The following is a 22,288-nucleotide window of genomic DNA, read 5'->3' on the forward strand; positions in this document are numbered from 1 at the left end:
AGCGGGTGGTGCACCACTGCGACGCCGCAGCGGGCTTTATTTCTGGGTCCAGTAATCAACCACCAAGACTTTGTCGAGATAAGGCCCCAACACTTTCCCAAACGCTTTGTGGTCAGGGTGTGGCAAATATATTGCGCGGTCGGCTTCTGAATTGAACGTCAGGAAAAAGCAATGGGTAAAGCCCTGTGCCAGACCTTCGGGGCTATTGTTGGTTCCCCACTCATAACCTTTAATTTCTTTGATTTGGGTAGGAAGCTTGCGAAACGCATCTTCTACCGATTTGATTTGTGCAGGGGTGGCGGTGTCTTTGAATTTAAACATTACCACGTGACGCAGTACTTTGTCAGATTTTTGGGCCATAGCACCAAACGCAAAAAGGGTTAAAAAAAGAGCTAAGAATTTAGTTTTCATGTAAGCAGAATTAACACAAAATGAATTGATATAAGTATAGAAACTAAAAAACTAGCCTGAACAGTTGATACACTCACCACTGTCGTCGCGTACGCTACGCTCAAACTCTCCCAGATTTTCTTTCAATTCCAGAATTTCGTCTTCCACTTCGCAGCGGTCAAATAAGGATAATTCGCCCGAAGCGATTTGTTTTTCAAGGGCTTTGAGTTTCACGCGCATTTCGGAAACTTCCATGAGTGTTAATGTCGCCATAGTTGTCTGTTTGTGTTTAAAAGGAAATACAGTGTTTTGTTAATGCGAAAATTACTAAAAAAGTTCTGTAAAAGCTACTGAATTGCGGGGCCGTCGTGCCACCATTCGTCGTTTTCCCAGTAGTTGTCCCATCCTAGATGACGGTATTTTTTATTGACTTCAACTTCCCGTTCTCCGATGGAAAAATCAGTTAAAATATCGTTAGCAAACGCAAAAAGGTCCCTTGCCCATACGACGGGTTTGGTCAAAGTGTTTTTATAATTGCTCCAAGTTCCTTCAAATTTAAACCCACTTGCTTGCGCGGGTGTGTTGGCAGAAAAATACCAAAGGGCAATCTCTCCGCCTTGGTTTTTGTAAAAATCCATCAGCATTTTACCCGAAAAAATCCCCGAACCTTTGGTTAGGGTGTTCTCTTTCAGCTCAAAAGTAGCCTCTGAAATATACGCTTCTTTGAGTTCAAATGACTCGTGTTGGTATAGGTCGTCGTTGAGGTTTGGATCGCTGAAAGTGGCCAATTTTGTGAAGGTAATGGTGCCCGTGAAAGGGGTGATATTCTTCTTAAAACGATCCTTACCAGCTACATGATAGACGTTTGACTGAATCGAATCACGTTTTACTTCTGAAAAATAGAATTCAATTCGGTGGTGGTCGTCGCCGTAAAAACCGTCAAAACGATTGGAGTAGCCACCCTCTGGGCTCGCATCAAACAATAGAGGGGACAAGTCATTGTCTGTGAAAAAAGTGGTGGCCGTTTCGCCCGACAGTTCAGTGATTTTGAGGGGTTGCAACGGTGCCGTAGTGTCTTTGCGCAGCGAATCAATCGCCTCTTTGTGCGTGATAAGCTTGATAGGAACGGCGGTTGGTTTTGAATTGTCGTTGGCTTTGCGGGTGCAGGAAAAACCCACAAGAACTAAAAAAAACAGGGAAAGGAAATGATTCATTGATTGTCTTGTCTGTATAAAAAAGGCCACTGGACCAAACTTACTCACTTTTGTAGCATTTTTAATAACCGTTCGCTCATTCCTGCATAAATTAATCCTTCCACAATTGCCAAATTTCCAACCCATGACAACCACGCAACCGTCAGGTAGGTTTCGATGGGTTTGGTGTGGAAGAAATAGACCAAGGCATAACTCCCAACGCGCAAACTCATGGCGGCAAGGGTAACGGCGTAGCTTCTCATCATCCATTCGATATGTGTTTGCCAGCGCTTTTTTTGAATCTCACGCCATGCCGCCCATGTAGTGAGCCACCATACCACGCATTGCAACGAAAAACCTACTTTAGCGGGTAGGCCGCCGTTGGCATAAATAGCCAAACCCAACCCCGAAGGAGCCGCCAAAAACAGTATCGAAAATACGTAAATTTTCCCAAGCGATTGGTGCAGACGCGGATATTTTTTTACAAAAGAAGGAATGAATTGGGATATTCCAATACCCATGACCCACAAGCTGCTTACGATGTGGATATAAAAGGAAAATTGGAAATCTTGACGGGCCAAAACACGGTCGGTTTTGGTGGTCAGAAAGTCGATTTCTGGTTCAAAACTCAGATACGGCACGACTTTGGTCAGCATCAGCAGCGTAAAAGCCGCTACAAGAAGGAGAAAAAGGGTAGCGAAAAATCGACGTAAAGACATTTCTACTACCCTTTTTTTTTACAAATACTTCATATATGTAGCCAAATCCTTATCGCCGCGACCAGATAGGTTAATCACAACCGTTTCGTTAGGGGTCGCTTTCAGGTAAGGCAATACGGCCAAGGCGTGGGCACTTTCAAGCGCAGGGATGATTCCTTCCAACTTGGAAAGCTCCATGGCAGAAGCGATGGATTCGTCATCGGTAATGGCATAAAACAACGCGCGGTGACTGTCGTGTAAATGCGCGTGCATTGGCCCAATGCCGGGATAATCCAACCCCGCCGATATAGAATGTGGCTCTACTACTTGCCCGTCTTCGGTTTGCATCAAAATGCTTTTGCTGCCGTGTAAAACGCCAATTTTACCCAAAAATGTGGTAGCGGCCGACAAGCCTGACGTGATTCCGTGTCCGCCAGCTTCGGCGGCAACGAGTTTTACGGACTCGTCATCCAAGAAATGATAAAAAGCACCCGCGGCGTTGGAGCCGCCTCCTACGCACGCAATGACGTAATCAGGGAGTTCGGAGCCTGTTTTTTCCAACAATTGTTTTTTGATTTCTTCCGAAATAACGGACTGAAAGCGCGCCACCATGTCGGGATAAGGGTGAGGACCTACCACTGAACCGATGATATAGTGTGTATCGGTAGGGTTGTTGATCCAGTGACGCATGGCCTCGTTGGTGGCGTCTTTGAGGGTTTTTGAGCCGCTGCTTGCGGGACGAACCTCCGCGCCGAGCATCTTCATGCGGGCCACGTTGGGTGCCTGACGCTGAATGTCGATTTCTCCCATGTACACGATGCACTCCATGCCCATCAGCGCGCACACGGTGGCCGTGGCTACGCCGTGTTGACCAGCGCCCGTTTCGGCCACGATTTTTTGCTTACCGAGCCGCTTTGCGAGCAAGATTTGCCCAATGGTATTGTTGATTTTGTGCGCCCCCGTATGGCAAAGGTCTTCGCGTTTGAGGTAAATGGTGGTGTTGTATTTGTCGGAAAGACGCTGCGCTAAATAGAGCGGCGTTGGGCGACCCACGTAGTCGCGGAGGAGCCCTTGGAATTCCTCCTGAAAGTCGGGCTGAGCGATGATTTTCAGGTAATTATCGCGGAGTTCTTCAACGTTTGGGTACAGCATTTCGGGGATATAAGCGCCACCGAATTGTCCGTAATATCCGCGCTCATTGACTTGATAGGCGGATTGATTTTGTAGTGCGGTCATGTGTGCGAATAGTGCTTGGCTCAACTCGCGGGAGCTGAACGTTATTCAAAAGTATGTTTACGCTTCTATTTCTTCCTCTTCTTCAATCGGGCGAATCAACTCAAACAGTTGGCGCAGGGCGTCGATATTTTTCACCGCAGGAGCGGTTTCAAATTTGCTGTTTACATCCAAACCATAGATTTTCGCCTTTAATTCATTGACCTGAACGATATTTTCCAAAGAAAGTCCGCCGCTCAAGAAAAATGGGCGGTCGTTGTCGTAACGATTCAAAACACTCCAATCAAACGTGATTCCGTTGCCGCCAGGATTGGCTCCTTTGGCGTCAAACAGGAAATAGTCGCAATGGGGCTTATAGTTATTAAGCGTTGCAAAATTAAAATCCGATTCGATTGAAAACGCCTTGATGATATTAACGCCGCGCATTTTGATGGTACGGCAAAAATCGGGGGTTTCGTGGCCGTGGAGTTGCACATATTGCAAATCATATTTTTTTGCCACCCGAAGAATATAGTCGGGGTTTGCATTGACAAAAACACCTACTTTTTTGATGGGTTTGGGAATACTTTTTATGAACTCTTCGTCGAGGTTTTCCCCCACAAACCGGGGCGATTTATCATAAAAAATGAATCCGATAAAATCAGGCTTCAATTCCACTAATTCAGCCAAGTTGGCCGTGTCCCGCATTCCACACACTTTAATTTTCATCATCCGGCTAGTCGGTTAGTTATTGATTACTTGTGAGTTGAAAGCGGCCAATCAGCTCTTTCAACGCCAATCCAGGATTTTGGGTAACCATAAAAGATTCACCAATCAGGAAACCCTGATACCCCGCCTCTCGCAATTGTAAAATCGTCTCGGCATCTTTCAACCCACTTTCTGATATTTTGACAAATTTATCGGGAATAAGTTGCGCCAATTCCAGAGAGGTTTCAATCGAAGTGACAAATGTTTTCAGGTTGCGGTTATTTACGCCTACCATATCAACATATTCGCACACACTTTGTTCTAATTCTTCACGGTCGTGTACTTCGAGCAATACCTCTAAGCCCAGTTCTTGTGCTTTACGACCTAGCTGCCGAACTTCGGCGGGCGTTAGGCAGGCCGCAATGAGCAAAATCACGTCGGCACCGATGGCTTTGGCTTCCCACAGCTGGTATTCATCAATCATGAAATCTTTGCGAAGCATGGGCGTTGAAGGATTGGCGGCACGGGCTTTGGCGAAATCGTCAAAAGTACCTCCGAAAAATTCGGTATCAGTCAGTACCGATAAGCCGCAGGCACCTGCTTCTACATAGCCTTTGGTGACGATTTCGGGCAACACACTATCATTAATGATGCCTTTGGAGGGAGATTTACGTTTAAATTCCGAAATAACGCCCGAAGCCCCTTCGGCGGTCAATGCTTGTTTCAGCGATAATGTTTTACGACCGAATAAAGGTGCTTTTTCGAGGTCAGCGATGCTTACTTTTGATTTAGCTTCGGCTACTTCGATGCGTTTGTGGGCTACTATTTTATCTAAAATGTTCATTATGGTTCAAAAATTCTACTGACAGATACTTCAAGCCCCGGAAGAACGCTTGAAGTAAGTATGTCATCTTCTGTATACGGCTTTAGGCCAATGTATTTTCCTTCATCATTCAGTACGTAAACAAAAATTACGTTGTCGTTGGGTTCGACCAACCAATATTCCGTTACCCCGTTTTCTTCATAGACCTGAAATTTGTCGCTCATTTCCTTTTTCGTATTTCCGGGCGATAAGATTTCTATAATCAAATCGGGAGCACCGATACAGCCTCGGTCGTCGAGTTTATCTACATCACAAATAACGCAGATGTCAGGTTGTACCACCGTATAGATTTGATTGTCTTTGCGCTTTTTTCCTTTCAGCGGCGTGAGCCTTACATCAAAGGGAGCGGAATACACTTCACAGAGTTTACCTTCAAGAAAATTACTAATGGGGGTAAATAATTTCCCTGAAATTTTCTGATGCCTTCTGGCGGGCGCAGGCGACATATTGAAGATTTTTCCTTTGATAAGCTCTAGGCGCTCGTCAAAGGTCCATTTCAGGTAGTCGGCGTATGTATAAATGCCGTTTGGATCTAAATCGCTGAAGCTAAGTGTACTCATATCAATCTTCGATTAACTTTTTAAAGCAGGCCAACGCCCGTTTGCTTTCCAGCGACTCGCGGGCAGCGGCTATGGCGTCGGTCAACGAAAGCGCAGGATTAGCGGCGTAAAGGGCCAAACCTGCATTGGCCAATACCGCCTGTTTTTGGGCAGAAGTGGCTTCATCGTTCAGTACGTTTAAGAAAATTTTTGCGGAGTCGGCCAAGGTGTCACCGCCCGAGAGTTGGGTAGGCGCAAGAACATCTAAGCCGAGGTGAATAGGCGACAGAATTTGCTCGTTTTGAGCGGTTATTATTTTAAAATCACCCGTCAAAGACACTTCATCGTAACCGTCTAATGCGTGAACAATCAGATAATGATGGCCAGAACCTTGGTAAAGGTAGGCATAAAGCCGCGCTAATTCAAGACTAAATACGCCTACAAGCTGTTTTTTGGTGAACGCAGGGTTGGTCAGTGGGCCCAGCATGTTAAAAAACGTCCGAATGCCCAACTCTTTCCGAATGGGGGCAATGTATTTCATGGCGGGATGAAACAGCGGCGCGTGAAGGTAACAGATATTGGCGGTTTCGATTTTGCGTTTTAGGTAGTCGGCATCATTGGAAAATTTAATTCCGAGGTGTTCAAGTACCGTAGAAGAACCTACTAAGCTCGATACACCATGATTGCCGTGTTTGGCCACTCGCTGCCCTGCTCCGGCCACCACAAAAGCCGATAACGTAGAAATATTGAAAGTATCTTTGCCGTCGCCGCCCGTACCGCAAACATCCATCGGGTCAAAGGCTTCTAAATCAATCGAAAGGCATAGTTGAAGCATGGCATCCCGAAAGCCTGTTAGCTCCTCTACGGTGATGCCACGCAGGGCAAAAATCGTCAGAAAACTGGCAATTTGGGAGGTATTATATTCTCCTTGGCCTATTCCGAGCAGCGTTTGGTGTGCGGTTTGGCGGTCGAGGGTTTGGTAGTTGAGTAAGTGGGTTAGCGTGTTTTTCATGCAGCGTATCGAAAGGCAAATTAGGAATTTTGTTTAATGGCCGCCAAAATTTCAGCGGCACCGTCGCTCAAAAGCAGTTCCGCCAATTGAATGCCAATGTCTTCGGGAGAAGCAGCCGCACCGCTGCGGGTTTGTTTCAAGATTTGACTTCCGTCCAAACTAACTACGCCGCCCGTCATCGTAACGGTTTCATTTTCCAACGATGCTAATCCAAAGACTGGAACGCTGCATCCGCCTTGCAATCTGCGCAAAAAGGCCCGTTCGGCCAAGAGGCAGGTTTCGGTTTCGGGATGGTTGAGCAACGCGCGTACTTTGTTGCGTTTTTCATGTTCCATGTTTTGACTGCACTCAATTGCCACACTTCCTTGCCCAACGGCGGGGGTAAATTCGTCTAGCGAAAGGTGTTCGGCAATCAGCCCGTCGTACTCCATGCGGTGAACGCCCGCGTAGGCCAACAAAATGGCGTCGCATTGGCCCTCTTCCAACTTACGGAGGCGGGTTTGGAGGTTGCCGCGCATATCAACGGTGCGAATGTGCGGATAAAAATGCTTGAGCATCGCCACGCGCCGCGTTGAAGAAGTCCCGACCACAAAGGGCTCTCCGCTGCCCAAAGATAGGCTTTGGTTGTGACTAACCAAGACGTCATTGACACGCTCACGCTCGGTAAAGGCGATGAGTTGCAGGTCGTCGTCGAGTTCGGATTGTAGATCTTTGGCGCTGTGCACGGCAATGTCGATACGACCGTCACGAAGTTGGTCTTCCAATTCTTGGGTAAACACGCCCTTACTCCCGATTTTGGAGAGCGAACGGTCCAAAATTTGGTCGCCTTTCGTGTCAATGAGGACGATTTCGGTCGTAAGCCCTCCTTTTTGCAATAGATTTTCGACGTAATAAGCCTGCCAAAGGGCTAAGCGACTGCCGCGCGTTCCGATTTTTATGTGCATTGGTTCATTTAAATTTTCAGTTACCCTTCCGATTGGGCGAGCAATAACGATTTTCTTGCCTCTGCTTTCAGCGTTTTTTTGTCAATAGGTACTACTCCCACGTGTTCGCAGACCAAACCACCGCCAAGGTTTGACAGCTCAGCGACGATGTTTGGCTCAAGCCCCAGCGCTACCGCACAGGCTGCAATGCTGATGACCGTATCGCCCGCACCAGATACGTCGGCAATCTCCCGTTGGTGGGCAGGAATGCGGTGCTGTTGGTCTAAGAAATCAATGTAAACGCCTCGTTCCGACAACGTTACAAACGCGCCTTTGGCGTTGAGTTCATAGCGTAATTTCTTCACTACGGCCCGGAGCTCATCTTCTTTTTTTACATCAAACTCTACTTTCAAACCTTCTTTCAGTTCTTTCAAATTTGGTTTGAAGAGGGTCACGTTTTGGTAGGCCAAAAAGTTGCGTTTTTTAGGGTCAACCACCGTCGGGATGCCGTGTAAATTGGCAAAGTCGGTGATTTCCTTGATAACATTCGGGCACAAAACCCCTTTGTCATAGTCTTGAAAAAGAACTACTTGACAGTCGGGAATCAGGACTTTGGCTTTGTCAATCAGTTGAGACTGTTCTTCAAGCGTAATGACTTTATCGGTTTCGGTATCTACCCGTACCACTTGTTGCGACCCCGCAATGATGCGCTCTTTGACGGTCGTGATGCGGTCGGGACTTTGCAAAATACCGTCGATACGAAGGCCCCGTTTCACCAGTTCCCCCAGTAAATTTTTCCCTTCGGTATCCTGCCCGATGACGGAGCAAATGATAGGTTCGGCCCCTAACGCATGAACGTTAAGAATTACATTCCCTGCGCCGCCCAAGCGGTATTCACGACGCTGCGCTACCACTACGGGCACGGGTGCTTCGGGCGAAATTCTGTCTACTTTCCCCCATATATAGGCATCCAGCATTACATCGCCCACAATCAGGACGCGTAATGTATTAAAAGAATCAAACAATTGGTCAATAGTCATACACAGTAGTAACACCAAACAGGGTGGTTTTTAACTTTTACTCCCTGAATGGTTATTTAAATAGAAAGCCAGTTTTGTAACATCTCTTTGCCGTGCTCGGTCAAGACCGATTCGGGGTGAAACTGTACGCCTCGCACGTCGTAAGTATTGTGGTGCAGTGCCATTACTTCACCGTGCTCGTCTACGGCGGTGATGGTCATGGTGTCGGGAACGGTCTCGCCTACCACCGTCCATGAGTGGTAACGGCCCACCTGAAAGGATTGGGGCAAACCTTTAAACAACGGCTCGATGGGGTCGATAACGATGGCTTTATCGCTGATGCCATGTAGTACATCCGCCATATTATTGAGCGTAGCGCCAAACACTTCGCCGATACCCTGATGGCCCAAACACACGCCCATAATGCTTTTGGTGGGAGCATAGCTACGAATCAAATCCTGCATAATTCCCGCTTCTGACGGAATGCCCGGCCCAGGCGAAAGCAGAATTTTGTCGTACTGCGCTACGTCTTCGAGCGCGATTTTGTCGTTACGATGAACCTCCACGTCGTCGTGCAGTTCGCGTAAGATGTAAACGAGGTTATACGTAAACGAATCGTAATTGTCGAGAACAAGAATCTTCATTGCGGATGATATTTCCCGCAAAACTACCCAATTCTATTTGTACCTCAAACCTTCCGTTTCAGATAAGCGTCATAATCAGGCAAAATGCTCTCGTAGGGCTGGCTCATGAGGGGAGACGCTATGATAAAATCGGCGGTGGCGCGGTCGCAGGCCATGGGGATGTCCCACACCGCCACCAAGCGCAATAAAGCCTTGATGTCGGGGTCGTGTGGCTGGGCCGACATGGGGTCCCAGAAGAAAATCAACACGTCAATTTTTCCTTCGGCAATCATCGCGCCAATCTGTTGATCTCCGCCTAGCGGGCCGCTCAACAGGCAGGTAACGGAGGTCTCTAATGCCACTTGAAGCAATTTTCCAGTGGTTCCAGTGGCATATAACTCGTGTGAAACCAACCGTTCTTTGTTAGCAGAAGCCCATTGAATCAGGTCGGCCTTTTTGTGGTCATGGGCCACCAAGGCAATACGTTTGCGAGCGTTGAGGGTGCGATTTGGCATCTTTTAATTGTCATTTTAAAACACGATTTCAAGATGGACGGGAGTCAATCCTGAAATCGTGTCAATCCTTAAAACCCAATTTTTCCTTTGCGTCCTTTGTGATTTTTGCCTTCGTAATAGGCGCTTAATTCCTCCAATTCTTTTTCAAATCCACCAGATAGAATAGGGAAACGGCACCACGAACGGGGGTCAAGGTTGAGATCGTCTAAATGAAAACTCGGTGCATAGCGTTCGCGTTTCCACTGATTCCGACTCCAAAGTTTGAAAAAGCGCTCGACCGATGTAAACAAGACATCACGTGTGTACCGCTCGGCAAAGCGTACTTCCATAAATCGGAAGCAGTCAATCGGCGATTTTTTATCGCGAATCGCCACCTTTTCGATGGCATCCAAGACCTCATAAGGCATCAAATCTTTTTCGTCCGTTTGCATTTTATGTTGCGGGCGGAGTTCGGCGGTGGGTTGCAGGCTGTTTACTTTTTTGAGCCCTTCAATTTTGATGTTTTTGCCTTTTACGTGGCAACCAATGGTTTCGAGCCAAACGAGCCATTGGCGAAGCCAGAATTTGTCAATTCCCGCAATGGGGCTGATGCTGCCGGCGGTGTCGCCGTCCATGGTGCAGTAACCAACCGCCACCTCAGACCGGTTGGAAGTGGCCAATAAAAGATGTCCGTATAAGTTGGTCAACAGCCACACGCCCGGGGCACGTACTCGTGCCTGAATATTTTGGAGCGGAATATCATCCTGTTCCCAGGTTAAGTCCCGTCCTATCTGTTGTTCGATTAAATCTTTATAGGATTCAACCAGCCCGTTGATATTGACGTTATAAAAGGTAGAACCGATAGAGTCCGCGAGACTTTTGGCCGATTCTAAAGTATCTGTTGAACTATTTTCTGTGCCTTGATAAATGCTGTGAATCAGGTGTTTGGCAATGCCTTCTTCGGTGGTTTCTTGCTGGATTTTTTTGATATAACTCAGCTTTTGTTTAAAAGCGGCTAAACCGATACTTTCATCGGCCAATCGAATCATCAGACCGCATAATGCCACACAAGCGCACGAATCGGCTCCGCCTGAAAGTGAAACCGTAAAGCCCTGCGAGCGTGATTTGCGAAGATAATCAAACAGCGCCAACGACACGGCCCGTGCAAATTCTTCTTCTTTTAAATAGCCTTCTCGCTCAAATGGCTCTAATTCAGCTACTTGATAAGCAGGCGCGGCTTCGTGCCATTCAAACGTATCCACAACTTTCCAATTGCCCGTTGGCAGTGCCGATTTGATTTGGGAGTGCGACAGTCGGGTTACATCAGTATCAATCACCGCCGAGGTAATGTGGTAATCGTGGTACCCAAAACGCGGACTGGAGGCCAGCAGGGTCCCGTTGGAAGCAATCATGGCATCACCGTCAAAAATGAGTCTTCCTGATTCGTTTCCTAATAGGTTAGTGTATACATAACTGCATGAATAGGAGCGTGAACCATCAATGACAAAGCGCTCTCTGGTGATAAATTTATGAAAAGCAAATGGGCTGGCGCTGGGGTTCAGAATAACATCGACTCCACGGTCAAAATGATTGCGTCCGGGGCGTTGTGCTACCCAAGCGTCTTCGCAGATTTCAAAGCCTATTCGGATACCCGATACATCAAACACCAAATCTCCAAAAGGATAGCTGAAATCCCGGACCTTGATTTCATCGCGCGCATTGGCGGGCCAGCGGTGAAACCACCGGTCTTCGTAGAAAACGCCGTAATTGGGTAAGTGCTGTTTGGCCACAAACCCTAGAATCCGTTTGTTGACAATAAAACAGGCAGTATTGTAGATTTTGCTGTTGAATTGCATTGGTAATCCTACCGACACCGCAATGCCCGACGTGTGTGGGACGATTTCATGAAGACTTTCAATGGCTTGGGTGAGGGTGTTGGGGCTATAAAAGGCGTCTTCACAACCATAACCCGTAATACAAAGTTCAGGAAGACATAATAAACTAACGTGTTGGTTTCTAGCCTCTTCTATAGATTCTATAATGTGTTTTTTATTCTCTTCCCACGCCAAAGGGGTGGTGTTGATGGTTCCGGCGGCTACTTTAAGAAGTGGCATGTTGAATAGGTTATTGATTTATGCAAAAATGAGGTTTCCGAACGAGAAAGCCAATAAGAAACAAAGGAAACCGAGCGATTTCGAAAATCTCGTGTCATTTTTTCGGCTCAGACGAAGTATTGGTATATAAGTCACAATTTGGGATAATTTTTTTTTTCGAATCGGATAAAAAACCACTGAAAATGGCAACTTCTTCGTACGCGGCTACCAGCATCTGTTTCAATTCTGTGGTAAGAGACTCCGCCTCGTTCTTTTTGAGTGTTACTTCTTCGGGCGTGAGCTGGGCCAAAAAGTGGGTTATCTGGGGAATAATGGCCTCCTCTTCGTCGATGTACCAACCTGCTCGCTGCAATAATGCCCACGTATCGGCTTCTTTATTTCCGCAAAATAAAATGGCACCGCCCGCGCATATCGAGCTGATTGCCTTGGAGGGTACCGCAATATGGGTCCATTTTGTGAGCAAACTAACTAGATGAATATCAATGTAAGGTAGTTGGCTCCTTGGTACATTTTTGAGAATCGTAATGCCTTTTTTTGTACCTGCAACGGTCAAAATGTCGGCAGATTTAGTACCGTAAACGGCTAAAATAAGGTGGTGTTTCTGAGGGTCAAAGTGATTTATAAAAGCCAATAGGAAATCAGCCGAGTGGGCATCTCCGAGGTTTCCGGCGTATCCAAAGTAAATTTTTCCGTCTGCTTTGCGCCATTCGGGCGGCGCTGGGTCGCGGGGTTGGTCGAGCAATACGCCGCAGGGGAGAATTGTGGTAGGGAGCGATTTACGGTATTTTTTTTGGATGTAGGCGGCCTGATTTGGCCCCAGTGCGAAAAGTTGAGCAGGTGCAAATCGGTAGGTTACCCATTCCACAAAGCGATAAATAGGGTTCGTTTTTTTGATGACACCATCGGCGACAAAGCCTTCGGGAAATAAATCCATAGACCACAATGCCCACCGAATTCCGAATAAAGGTAGCAACCAAGAAGCCCAAAAAGGCAATAACGGGGGGCTGGTCATGCACAGCACGGGCCCCCGACGCACGCGCAGGGTTTTGAGGAGCAAGAATAAGCCATCAAAAAAACCAGCCGCTAACTTTAGAATTCCTTTGTTCCCCTTATATAGGGTGGAGATTTGAAACGTTTTGCCGATGGGTAGACGAACTTGCCCACCGCCTAAATCACTGCGTTTTACGTGGACAATTCGGACGTCAATGCCGTGATTTTCAATCAGATATTTGGTCAAATCCCACGCTGATTCCCCCGTGATACCAGGGTTGGGAGGATAATGTCGATTGATGATGGTGAGAGAAAGCGGTTTTTTTGGGGTTGAATTCATAATGATTGGCTTGCGCTTTCTCTTTTTTTGCGGTTAATGAGGCAGCCCACGGCTTCGGTGCGGTTGGGCGACACTGGCCTATGGGCGGCCAATGCTTCGAGCGCATCTTGAAGGTAAAATTCGGTGGTTTTGGGGCGGTATTTTCCTAAACCGAAAAACTGGTTGTCGATGGCACCTCGGTAAACCTCCACGCCATTTTTATCAAGTAGTACCACTTCTGGGGTTGTTTTTGCGTCATAGCGTTCAACAAGGGTATGGTTTTTGTCGATGACGTAAGGAATGGTAAAACTATATTCTTTGTTAAATTGGCGAATCGCTGATTTCTTGATAGATTTAGTGGGAAAAACTGCCTTAAACGCAACGTTTTGGCCGAATTTAACGTACATTTCCTGTAGTCGCTTGCTGGATTTTTGGCAAATCGGGCATTCGGTGTCGTAAAAAATAAAAAGAGAACTTTGCGCCCATGCTTCATTATTCAGTAAACCAAAGCCCGCAAGAAATATCCCAATTAATATTTTATTGTATTTTTCCATGATTCAAAATTAGATGAATGAAGTTGTAAAACATTCGCCCTGATGTTTCGTTTTTAAAATTATAAATAATTTGGCGAAGCGTGTTTTGACCCAAATTTTTTATCTAAATTTTCGCCCAGTATCTACATCAAACCAGTAACCCGTCCGAAAATTCCTATATTTCAAAATACTTTTACATGAACCATTTGTTACGCAAGTCTTTACTCATTGTTTTTTGCCTTTTTCTGCTCGGTGCGGGGGCGTTTGCCCAGAATCGTACCGTGACTGGGAAAGTTACTTCGGCAACAGACGGCCAGCCCATGCCCGGCGTAAACGTTACGCTCAAAGGGGCACCTTCGGGAGCCAACACCGACGCGGACGGCAGCTACCGTATCAGTGTTCCTGCTGGCAAAGTTACGTTGGTATTTTCATTTATTGGAATGCTGAGCCAGGAGGTCAACGTCAATAATCGCACAACTATCAATGTTGAACTCGCCGAAAACCCGACTCAGCTCAATGAAGTAGTCGTAACGGGCTATAATTCTACCCAAAAGAAAGATATTCTGGGGTCCATCACTTCCGTTTCGGCCGCCAAATTTAAGGATATTCCGATTGCAGGATTTGATCAGGCATTGCAAGGACAGGCCGCTGGTGTACAGGTGACACAATCGTCGGGAACGCCCGGAGGAGGGGTAGCGGTCAGAATCCGGGGAAATACCTCTATTTCGGCCTCCAACCGCCCTTTGTTTGTGGTAGATGGAATTCCAGTGATGGATGATGCGGTGTCGGGAAGAAGTTTTGGTGGTCAAAACGACAACACCCTTACTTTTGTAAACCCCAACGATATTGAATCAATTCAAGTCCTGAAAGATGCCTCTGCCAAAGCAATTTATGGTTCAAGGGCCGCCAACGGAGTGGTATTGATTACGACCAAGCGCGGAAAGGCCAACTCCCGGACTACAATCACACTCGATGCCCAGCGCGGAGTGGTGGATATTATAAAGAAAGTAGATTTGCTGAATTCGTCTGAGTTGTTGCAGTTGCAGCGAGAAGCCGTTATAAATGCGGGTCAAGACCCCGACCAACGTGGACTGATTTCGGGCGTCACCGACGGTGTTAATACTGATTGGTTGGATGCCATTTTGCGCCGTGGAATTTATCAGCAGTATCAAATTTCGGCCACGGGAGGAAACGACAAAACGCGTTTTTATCTCAGCGGTGGTTTGCGGGATGAGGAAGGGGTTCAGCTCAACAACCGCTTTACCCGCTACTCAGGTGCGCTCAATGTGGACCACAAAGCCAGTCAAAAATTAACCATCAGCACCAACATGTCGCTGGGCTTTACGACCAATGACCGCGTAAAAGGCGACAATTTTTTGGACGGGGTTTATTCGGGGGCGATTAAAAGCTTGCCTTATTTTGCTCCCTACAACGAGCAAGGAAAACTCTACACGCCTGGCGACCCGAATTATGCAGGATTTCCTAACTTCAATCCCGTAGCGCAGGCGGTGTTGCCGCGTTTCCGTACCTACGGCACCAAAATCCTCGCGGGGGTCAGCGGGCAGTACGAAATTATCAAAAACTTAAAACTCAACAGTAAGCTGAGTTTAGATTACAACAACTCCGAAGAAGACCAGTATGAATCATCTGCTACGGCTATCGGAGGCTTTTTGCCCGCCATCGGTGGTCAGGGTTATGGTGTGTATATTACCAATACGCTCTTTACGATTTTGAACTCCAACACGCTTACCTATCTTTTTGATTTGGGGGGTAAGCACCACTTCAATACCATGCTCGGAACGGAAATTCTCCAGACTAAAAATCGGAGTTCTTTTGCTTCGGGTCGTATTTTTCCAAGCGATGATTTTACCTACATCAACTCATCAGGGGTGCAGGATGCTGCTGGCTCGGGCTTTGCCCAAAACGGCCTGATTTCGGGTTTTGGCGAAGTTCGGTATGATTACATGGAAAAGTACTTGTTCACGTTTACCTCACGTTACGATGGTTCTTCGCGTTTTGGGCCAAATCGCCGCTTTGGTTATTTTCCTTCTATTTCGCTCGGATGGCGGGTTTCGGAAGAGCCTTGGATGAAATCACTGGAATTTATTCAGGACTTGAAGCTGAGAGGAAGCTATGGATACACCGGTAACGAACGCATCGGAAACTTCACTTACCTTGGTACTTGGGCGGCATCTACGTACAGCGGTGCCACGGGGGTGAGTCCCAACAACCTCAACAACCCGCTTTTGCAATGGGAACGTACCCGTGAAGCCAACGTAGGCTTGGATGTTTCGCTGTGGAGTGGTCGATTGAGTGTGATTATGGAAGCTTATGATAACGTTACTGATAACCTTTTGTTCAATCAGCCGCTACCGCTTACGACTGGTTTCGGCGGTTTCCAAGGAAATATCGGCTCTATCTCTAACCGTGGATTAGAGCTGACGATTTCGACGGTCAACATCGACCGCAGTGCCAACCAAGGCCTTCGTTGGAATACCGATTTTAACATCTCACACAACCAAAACAAAGTATTAGAGCTTGTCGATGATCAACCGCTATTTCGGGGGTATTCGGCCAACGGAGTCAGTGCAACCAATGTGATTTTGCCAGGCCAGCCGCTCGGAACTTTCTGGGGACTTAAATTTCAGGGGGTAGATGTAGCCACCGGCGACGCCCTCTACGAAGACTTTAATAAGGATGGAAAAATCAGCCCTGACGACGCTCAGGTGATTGGCAACGCCCAGCCCCTGCTGGTGGGAGGGCTTACCAACCGCGTTACGTGGGGGAATTTTGATTTGAGCGTATTTCTACAATTTATGTACGGCAACAAAATCCTGAATTTTTCTAATGTAACGCTGCTCGACAACGGAGCCAACCTCGAAAACAATCAGGTAAGAGCGGCCCTGAGAAGATGGCAAAAACCTGGCGACGTAACGGATGTGCCGCGCTACGAGTTGGGCAATACATACAACAACTTTCACAGCAGCCGTTTTCTGGAAGATGGTTCTTATTTGCGCCTCAAAAATGTGGCAGTGGGGTACAATTTCCCTTCGCGGTGGCTGAATAAAGTCAAAGTCAGGACGGCCCGCCTGTACGCCTCGGCCATCAATCTTTGGACCTTAACGGCTTACTCAGGTGCCGATCCTGAAGTAAGTACGCTTGATGGCTCTACTTCTGCGCAGGGTATTGACTTTTTTACGTTACCCCAAACCCGCAACATAACGGTAGGGTTAACAATTGGTTTCTAAAACACACATCCGATTTCTTCACACAATGTTTCAATGGTGTCAAAAATGAATAAATATCATATTTCTTTGGTTATGGCGGTGGGTTTATGGTTAAGCGGTTGCAGGGAAGTTCTGGAGCCGCGACCTATAGATATCTTGGCCGACCAGTTTGTGTTAAACCAAGCCAGCGATGTAGCTACTGTACGTTTGGGAGCGTATGCAGCCTTTAGAGGTACTGCCGCGCCAAAAGTAATTGTAGGAGATTTTACCGCAGATTATATTCAGCATAACGGTACGTTTACCGATTATCAAGAGTTGGGCAATAAACAAATTACCTCTGCCAATGGTGTAGCAGGGGCGCTGTGGGGCGGTGTTTTTAACACGATTTACGTCTGTAATTTTTTGCTCGAAAAACTGCCTACTGTGCCTGGCGTGCGCGAAGCGCAGCGTAAAACGGTTACGGCTGAAGCCCGTTTTTTGCGTGGCATGGCCAATTTTATCGGTGCTACTACCTTTGGGGGCATTCCGAATGTTACCTCGACTGATATTGATGTAAACAAAACGGTCTCAAAGGCCAGTAAGGAGACCATCATGGAAGGTGTATTGGCTGATTTTCAGGCGGCCCTGACCGATTTGCCCGAAGGCAGTCCCACTGATGGACGCCCCGTTTTTGCAGGCTATGCCACTAAAAATGCCGCACGGGCAGCTTTGGCGCGTTATTATCTGTACCAAAAAAACTGGGCTCAGGCCGAGGCTTTGGCTACAACTGTGATTAATTCTACTGCTTATGAATTGGTCAATTATTCGGATGTGGTTTCTGAAGACTTTAACAATGAATCTATTTTTGAAGTGGGCTATACCGCTTCCGACGACCCCGGTACGAGTGCTTTTGGCCTCAATAATTTATTGGTGGGTCGCCGGGAAGTAATTCCTTCTAACCAGTTTATTACCCAAATCATCTCACGCGATGCGGGTGAAAGAGAAGCAACCGTAGATTTTGATTTTAATGAGCAGGGAGGGGGAGACAACGGCTGGAGTGTTCGGAAATACGGCACCCCCGATGAGGATAACAACAACATTGTGATTTTCCGGCTGGGCGAAATGTACCTCATTCGGGCGGAAGCTAGGGCACAGCAGGGGAGAATTACGGGAACTTCAGGCGCGCTGAATGATTTGAATATTTTACGCACGCGGGCTGGTAAAAACTCAGCGGCGGCCGATAAGCCCACGCTGCTTACAACGGCTTCTCAGGCAGAAGCGCTTTTATTGGTTGAGCGGGAGCGGCTCTATGAATTGGCTTTTGAAGGCCACCGCTGGTATGACTTGGTACGTACTGGGCGTGCACAGGTGGTTATGTCGGCCTTTTCGCCAAACTGGACCTCAAAATACGAACTGTGGCCTATTCCTCAGACCGAAATCCAACGCAATCCTTCGTTGGTAGGACAGCAAAACCCTGGTTATTGAGCCAAACAGAAGGCTTGATTTGATATGACGTTTTCGGAAAAAAAAATTGAATATGAAAAATACTAAATACACATTTTCTCATTTAGCAGCGTTGGTAGTGACTCTTTTGGCGGGGCTTTGGTTATCAGGCTGTGAAGAACAAAGAATCATTTACGAAGGAGCAAATTTCGTACGCTTTACGGATTCAACGTTGAGTTTTAAGGAGAGCTATTCTAAGGCCATCAAAATTCGGGTGCATAACGGAGGAAAGGTGCTCAATGAGTCCATCAACGTTCAATATACCATCGGTGGAACCGCGCGCGAAGGCCGCGATTATCGCATTGAAGGAAACAAAGGCACCGTGATTATCCCCGTAAATCAGAGTTTTGGCGAGATTACGCTGTACCTCCTCAACAATGCCAATAATATTCTGGAATCCAGTACCATTGAGTTTACCATTGCGGGCGTTTCGCCCAGCGATAAGATTAAGGTTGGATTTGGCGAGGGAGGTTTAGGCAATAAGATGGTTTTTACCATTCGTGATGCTTGTATTATGGATGGCATTTATACAGGCCGACTGCCCGTGGGGAATCAGGCCTTTCAGTTGGCAGATATTGAAATTTCCAGCGCAGATTGCAAGCGGTATACGATTTCCAATATCAATGTAGGTTTGTTGGGCTTCCCGCAGTTTTTCAATTGGGACAGCCCCGTTGGGTTTCAAGCGGAGCGCCCTACGCTAGATTTTATTGACAATGGAAACAACACACTTACCATTCCGCAACAAGTGATTCCGCAGTTTGCGAGTGGCTACGATACCCTCTCCGGAACGGGTGTGTGGAATCCAGTCAATAAGCAAATCAGCCTCAGTATTAGAATGAAAATCTATAAATTAAGCAATGGCCGAGACAGTATCATTAACCTACCGTTGATTTATGTGCCGCAATAGTGTGGATTCTAACTGAATTGTTCTCTGAAAATCGCAAAAAAATGAAAACCTATATTCGCTATACTGCCATTTTTGGCCTGCTGGCTGTGTTGAGCAGTAGTTGTTCTGAAAAAATTGAACCTAAGCCATTGACTTATACGCAATTGCTGACAGGGACTGAAAAAAAAGCGTGGGTGCTGAGCTCGCTGACCATCATTGACGAAAAAGACCCGTTTGAATTGCCTGGCAATCAAGTGTTGGATCCGTGCGAGTTGGATGATCAATTTGTATTTTATGCCAACGAGGAGAAAAAAATGGAGTACAGCAACGGCGCCACCAAATGCCGCACGACTGAGCCCGAAATTTTAATCACGGATGTATGGCAATTGACCAATGCTAACGCTACCCTTGAAATAGGGATTCCGCGTATATTCGGCGGATTCAAACTGCCTTTTGTTATCAAAACGTTGACCGAAAATTCACTGGTACTGGAGTATTATTTTGGAGATATTGATGCCAGTTACCGTTTCTCATTCACTTCAAGCAGTAAGTAGCATGTTGAAAATATGTACTCGCGCCTTTTTAAGCCTGTTGGTGCTTTTATCTTTTTTTGCCCAAGCGCAGCGCCGCACAGAACCCTGCGCTACGATGGAAATGGACAGTTTGCTGCGACTGCGGAATCCTTCGGAGGGCTCGTTGGATGAGTTTGAGCGGGATTTGCAGCGAAAAATGGTTCAAATCAAAGCCCGTATGGCTTCTGGAAGGGGAGCGGCCGAGATTATTACAATTCCAATTGTTGTCCACGTGATTCACAGCGGGGAAGCCATCGGGACGGGTCGAAATATAAGTCAGGCGCAGGTGCAGGCCCAAATTGAAACCCTTAACGAGGATTTTCGACGTCGGGTCAATACCAATGGTTTTAACAGCGACTCGCGCGGAGCAGATATTGAAATAGAGTTTTGTTTGGCTCAATTTAACCCCCAGGGGCAGCGCATGGCCGAGCCGGGCATTGACCGCGTAAACGGCAACCGAACCAACTGGGCGCGGAACGACATTGAAGGTTCGTTGAAACCCACGACCTCATGGGACCCCAACAAGTACTACAACATTTGGGTGTTGGACTTTGCTGCTCAGGATGATAATCTCCTCGGTTATGCCCAATTTCCGAGCAATTCCAACCTTTCGGGGATTCCGGGAAGCGGTGGCGCGGCCAGTACCGATGGGGTCGTGATTAACTATGCTAATTTTGGAAACGCCCAAAAAGGAAATTTCTCCCTTCTGCGAGCACCCTATAATTTAGGACGTACCCTCACGCACGAAACTGGACACTGGTTGGGGCTGCGCCACATCTGGGGCGATTCTAACTGCGGCGACGATTTTTGTGCGGATACACCTTCTCAGGCTTCTGAAAGCCGTGGTTGCCAGAAAGGCCGGATGAGTTGCGGAACCGCCAACATGGTGGAAAACTACATGGATTATTCAGATGATGCGTGTTTTAATATCTTTACCAGAGACCAGAAAACGCGGATGCGGGCGGTGATGGAAATAAGCCCTCGACGCGCTAGTTTATTGACTTCTAATGTGTGTGGTCAGTTGGTGGTGGGAAGGCCTACGCCCAACTTTGAAGCAGAAAACCGTGTTGTATTGTTGGGAGCACAAGTAAAATTTACAGACTTGTCTACCAACTTCCCAACGGCTTGGCAGTGGGAGTTTGAAGGTGGAGACCCCGCGGTTGCTACTGAGCAAAATCCAACGGTAACCTACCGAACTGCGGGCAAGTTTAGGGTGACGCTTACGGTTTCCAACGCTTCGGGGGCTTCTGCACCGTTGACAAAAACACAGTACATTGAAGTTGTAAATGCAGGGTTGTGTGCTACCGTAACCAATTTTACGGGCACAGGCACGGTCATTCGACAATCGACGGGCACGGGCTACGTATCGGGGCAAAACAGTCGACGAACGCAGGCCGTGGCCGAACTATTCCCCAACACGCTTGGCTATACCAACTTGCGGGGGGCTTCACTTAAATTTGGCGTGGCAAAAGCTGCCAGAGGAAATGAAACAGAAGCGGTTGTGCGGGTGAAAGTATGGAACGCACGCGGTTTTCAGGGAGGGCCGGGTTCTGAACTAACGACCAAGGAGGTTCCGCTTCGACGGATTTTGGATGATGTTCGAAACAACCGTGCTACCACCGTGGTGTTTGACCAAAATATTGATTTGTCGCGCCAAAATAACCTGTCATTCTTGATTGGTATTGAATTGGATTACGTAGCGGGAGATACCGTTGCCCTCACGACTACCCTCAATGGGGAGTCGCTCAATGCGACCTCGTGGGAGCGAAATTCAAGCGGAAACTGGGATCGCTACATTGTCCGTACGGGTCTTAACGTGGCACATAACATTACTGCACAGGTAGGGATGAAAGCTTCGGTACAAATACAGGCTTCGGCGCAGTTTATTAATCCCGGTGAAGCCGTAACTCTGCAGGCCCGGGGTGCATCGGTCATCAATTGGTCGCCTTCTGAGGGACTCAGTGCGACGCTCGGGCCGCAGGTAATTGCCCGTCCAAGTCGTACGCTTACGTATCTGGTCAAAGGGACGGGCTCTGACGTGTGCTTGGATTCAGCCAGTGCAACTATCTACGTGCGTAATGTCCAGATTTTATCTAATGAAACATTGCCCGAAAAAGATTTTGCCATCAGCCCCAACCCTACGGATGGAGTCGCGGAGGTCAGTTTTACCAATGGGTTGAGAGGAAAGGTTACGCTTCGAGTGCGTAGCATCACCGGGCAGGAAGTTTGGCGGGGCGAATTTGAGAAAACCAGCGATTTATTCCGTCAGTCTATCAATGTTCGCATGTACCCCGCGGGTTCTTACTTTATTGACCTGCAATTAGGTGACTTCGTTGACCGAAAACGGCTTGTGAAGTATTAAACCAATAGCACTTTTAGCACATTGTAGAATAGGCCATAACCAAAAGAGATAACTTTCGGTTATGGCCTATTCTTTTTTTTATGATTCTTGATTAGGATTTTAGCTGAGC

21 protein-coding genes are annotated in these 22,288 nt (G+C 47.3%); 5 read left to right on the forward strand and 16 right to left on the reverse strand.

The genetic code is table 11. The features are described from left to right. Positions 1–36: 36 nt before the first annotated feature. The 16 genes from NCI00_RS23990 to NCI00_RS24065 all read right to left on the reverse strand — a co-directional run bounded on the left by NCI00_RS23990 (position 37) and on the right by NCI00_RS24065 (position 13,671). Positions 37–411 carry a Dabb family protein gene (locus tag NCI00_RS23990; protein WP_166561399.1) on the reverse strand — a complete coding sequence of 125 codons (375 nt, stop codon included), beginning with the start codon at positions 409–411 and terminating at the stop codon, positions 37–39. Positions 412–462: 51 nt separating this feature from the next. Continuing rightward, a complete protein-coding gene (locus NCI00_RS23995) occupies positions 463–663 on the reverse strand; it encodes a hypothetical protein (protein ID WP_114068849.1) in 201 nt (66 codons plus the stop codon). A gap of 74 nt (positions 664–737) precedes the next feature. Then, positions 738–1,604, reverse strand: coding sequence for a hypothetical protein (locus tag NCI00_RS24000; protein WP_253531974.1), 867 nt, complete (start codon positions 1,602–1,604; stop codon positions 738–740). Between the two features lie 44 nt (positions 1,605–1,648). Beyond that, positions 1,649–2,302: a DUF2306 domain-containing protein gene (locus NCI00_RS24005; RefSeq protein WP_253531976.1), complete on the reverse strand. Its 654-nt coding sequence runs from the start codon at positions 2,300–2,302 to the stop codon at positions 1,649–1,651. A gap of 18 nt (positions 2,303–2,320) precedes the next feature. Beyond that, a complete protein-coding gene (gene trpB / locus NCI00_RS24010) occupies positions 2,321–3,517 on the reverse strand; it encodes a tryptophan synthase subunit beta (RefSeq protein ID WP_253531978.1) in 1,197 nt (398 codons plus the stop codon). Positions 3,518–3,574: 57 nt separating this feature from the next. Further along, positions 3,575–4,222, reverse strand: a complete 648-nt coding sequence (locus tag NCI00_RS24015; protein WP_253532038.1) for a phosphoribosylanthranilate isomerase — start codon at positions 4,220–4,222, stop codon at positions 3,575–3,577. 19 nt (positions 4,223–4,241) lie between these two features. Continuing rightward, positions 4,242–5,045, reverse strand: coding sequence for an indole-3-glycerol phosphate synthase TrpC (gene trpC / locus NCI00_RS24020; RefSeq protein ID WP_253531980.1), 804 nt, complete (start codon positions 5,043–5,045; stop codon positions 4,242–4,244). Beyond that, positions 5,045–5,644, reverse strand: a complete 600-nt coding sequence (locus tag NCI00_RS24025) for a Uma2 family endonuclease (RefSeq protein ID WP_253531982.1) — start codon at positions 5,642–5,644, stop codon at positions 5,045–5,047. The genes trpC and NCI00_RS24025 overlap by 1 nt, the downstream gene beginning before the upstream one ends. Before the next feature lies 1 nt (position 5,645). Then, on the reverse strand, positions 5,646–6,635 hold the full coding sequence (trpD, locus tag NCI00_RS24030) for an anthranilate phosphoribosyltransferase (RefSeq protein ID WP_253531984.1): 990 nt from the start codon (positions 6,633–6,635) through the stop codon (positions 5,646–5,648). Between the two features lie 20 nt (positions 6,636–6,655). Continuing rightward, positions 6,656–7,579: a hydroxymethylbilane synthase gene (gene hemC / locus NCI00_RS24035; protein WP_253531986.1), complete on the reverse strand. Its 924-nt coding sequence runs from the start codon at positions 7,577–7,579 to the stop codon at positions 6,656–6,658. Between the two features lie 20 nt (positions 7,580–7,599). Further along, on the reverse strand, positions 7,600–8,598 hold the full coding sequence (locus NCI00_RS24040) for a bifunctional heptose 7-phosphate kinase/heptose 1-phosphate adenyltransferase (protein ID WP_253532040.1): 999 nt from the start codon (positions 8,596–8,598) through the stop codon (positions 7,600–7,602). Positions 8,599–8,654: 56 nt separating this feature from the next. Beyond that, the gene (locus NCI00_RS24045; protein WP_253531987.1) at positions 8,655–9,221 is read right to left on the reverse strand and encodes an anthranilate synthase component II; all 567 of its coding nucleotides are present in this window, start codon (positions 9,219–9,221) and stop codon (positions 8,655–8,657) included. A 44-nt stretch (positions 9,222–9,265) separates the two neighbouring features. Next, entirely contained in the window at positions 9,266–9,715 is a 450-nt protein-coding gene (locus NCI00_RS24050; protein WP_114460173.1) for a methylglyoxal synthase, read from the reverse strand. Between the two features lie 68 nt (positions 9,716–9,783). Then, positions 9,784–11,808 carry an NAD(+) synthase gene (gene nadE / locus NCI00_RS24055; protein WP_253531988.1) on the reverse strand — a complete coding sequence of 675 codons (2,025 nt, stop codon included), beginning with the start codon at positions 11,806–11,808 and terminating at the stop codon, positions 9,784–9,786. Positions 11,809–11,902: 94 nt separating this feature from the next. Then, positions 11,903–13,138, reverse strand: a complete 1,236-nt coding sequence (locus tag NCI00_RS24060) for a glycosyltransferase family protein (RefSeq protein WP_253531989.1) — start codon at positions 13,136–13,138, stop codon at positions 11,903–11,905. After that, a complete protein-coding gene (locus tag NCI00_RS24065; RefSeq protein ID WP_253531990.1) occupies positions 13,135–13,671 on the reverse strand; it encodes a redoxin domain-containing protein in 537 nt (178 codons plus the stop codon). Before NCI00_RS24065 ends, NCI00_RS24060 begins: the two co-directional genes overlap by 4 nt. A 176-nt stretch (positions 13,672–13,847) precedes the next feature. Between NCI00_RS24065 and NCI00_RS24070 the strand changes: the two genes are divergently transcribed. Genes NCI00_RS24070 through NCI00_RS24090 form a run of 5 tightly spaced genes read left to right on the forward strand, consistent with a single transcriptional unit; the run spans position 13,848 to position 22,179 of the window. Beyond that, positions 13,848–16,898, forward strand: a complete 3,051-nt coding sequence (locus NCI00_RS24070) for a SusC/RagA family TonB-linked outer membrane protein (RefSeq protein WP_253531991.1) — start codon at positions 13,848–13,850, stop codon at positions 16,896–16,898. 45 nt (positions 16,899–16,943) lie between these two features. Further along, complete coding sequence (locus NCI00_RS24075) at positions 16,944–18,341, forward strand: RagB/SusD family nutrient uptake outer membrane protein (RefSeq protein WP_253531992.1); 1,398 nt, start codon at positions 16,944–16,946, stop codon at positions 18,339–18,341. A gap of 52 nt (positions 18,342–18,393) precedes the next feature. Then, positions 18,394–19,266 carry a hypothetical protein gene (locus tag NCI00_RS24080; RefSeq protein ID WP_253531994.1) on the forward strand — a complete coding sequence of 291 codons (873 nt, stop codon included), beginning with the start codon at positions 18,394–18,396 and terminating at the stop codon, positions 19,264–19,266. A 41-nt stretch (positions 19,267–19,307) separates the two neighbouring features. Continuing rightward, on the forward strand, positions 19,308–19,799 hold the full coding sequence (locus NCI00_RS24085; RefSeq protein WP_166561415.1) for a lipocalin family protein: 492 nt from the start codon (positions 19,308–19,310) through the stop codon (positions 19,797–19,799). Between the two features lies 1 nt (position 19,800). Then, the gene (locus tag NCI00_RS24090) at positions 19,801–22,179 is read left to right on the forward strand and encodes a M43 family zinc metalloprotease (protein ID WP_253531996.1); all 2,379 of its coding nucleotides are present in this window, start codon (positions 19,801–19,803) and stop codon (positions 22,177–22,179) included. The last annotated feature ends 109 nt before the right edge of the window (positions 22,180–22,288 follow it).

It is taken from the genome of Runella salmonicolor, assembly GCF_024158025.1.
GTDB classification, from domain to species: Bacteria; Bacteroidota; Bacteroidia; order Cytophagales; family Spirosomataceae; genus Runella; species Runella salmonicolor.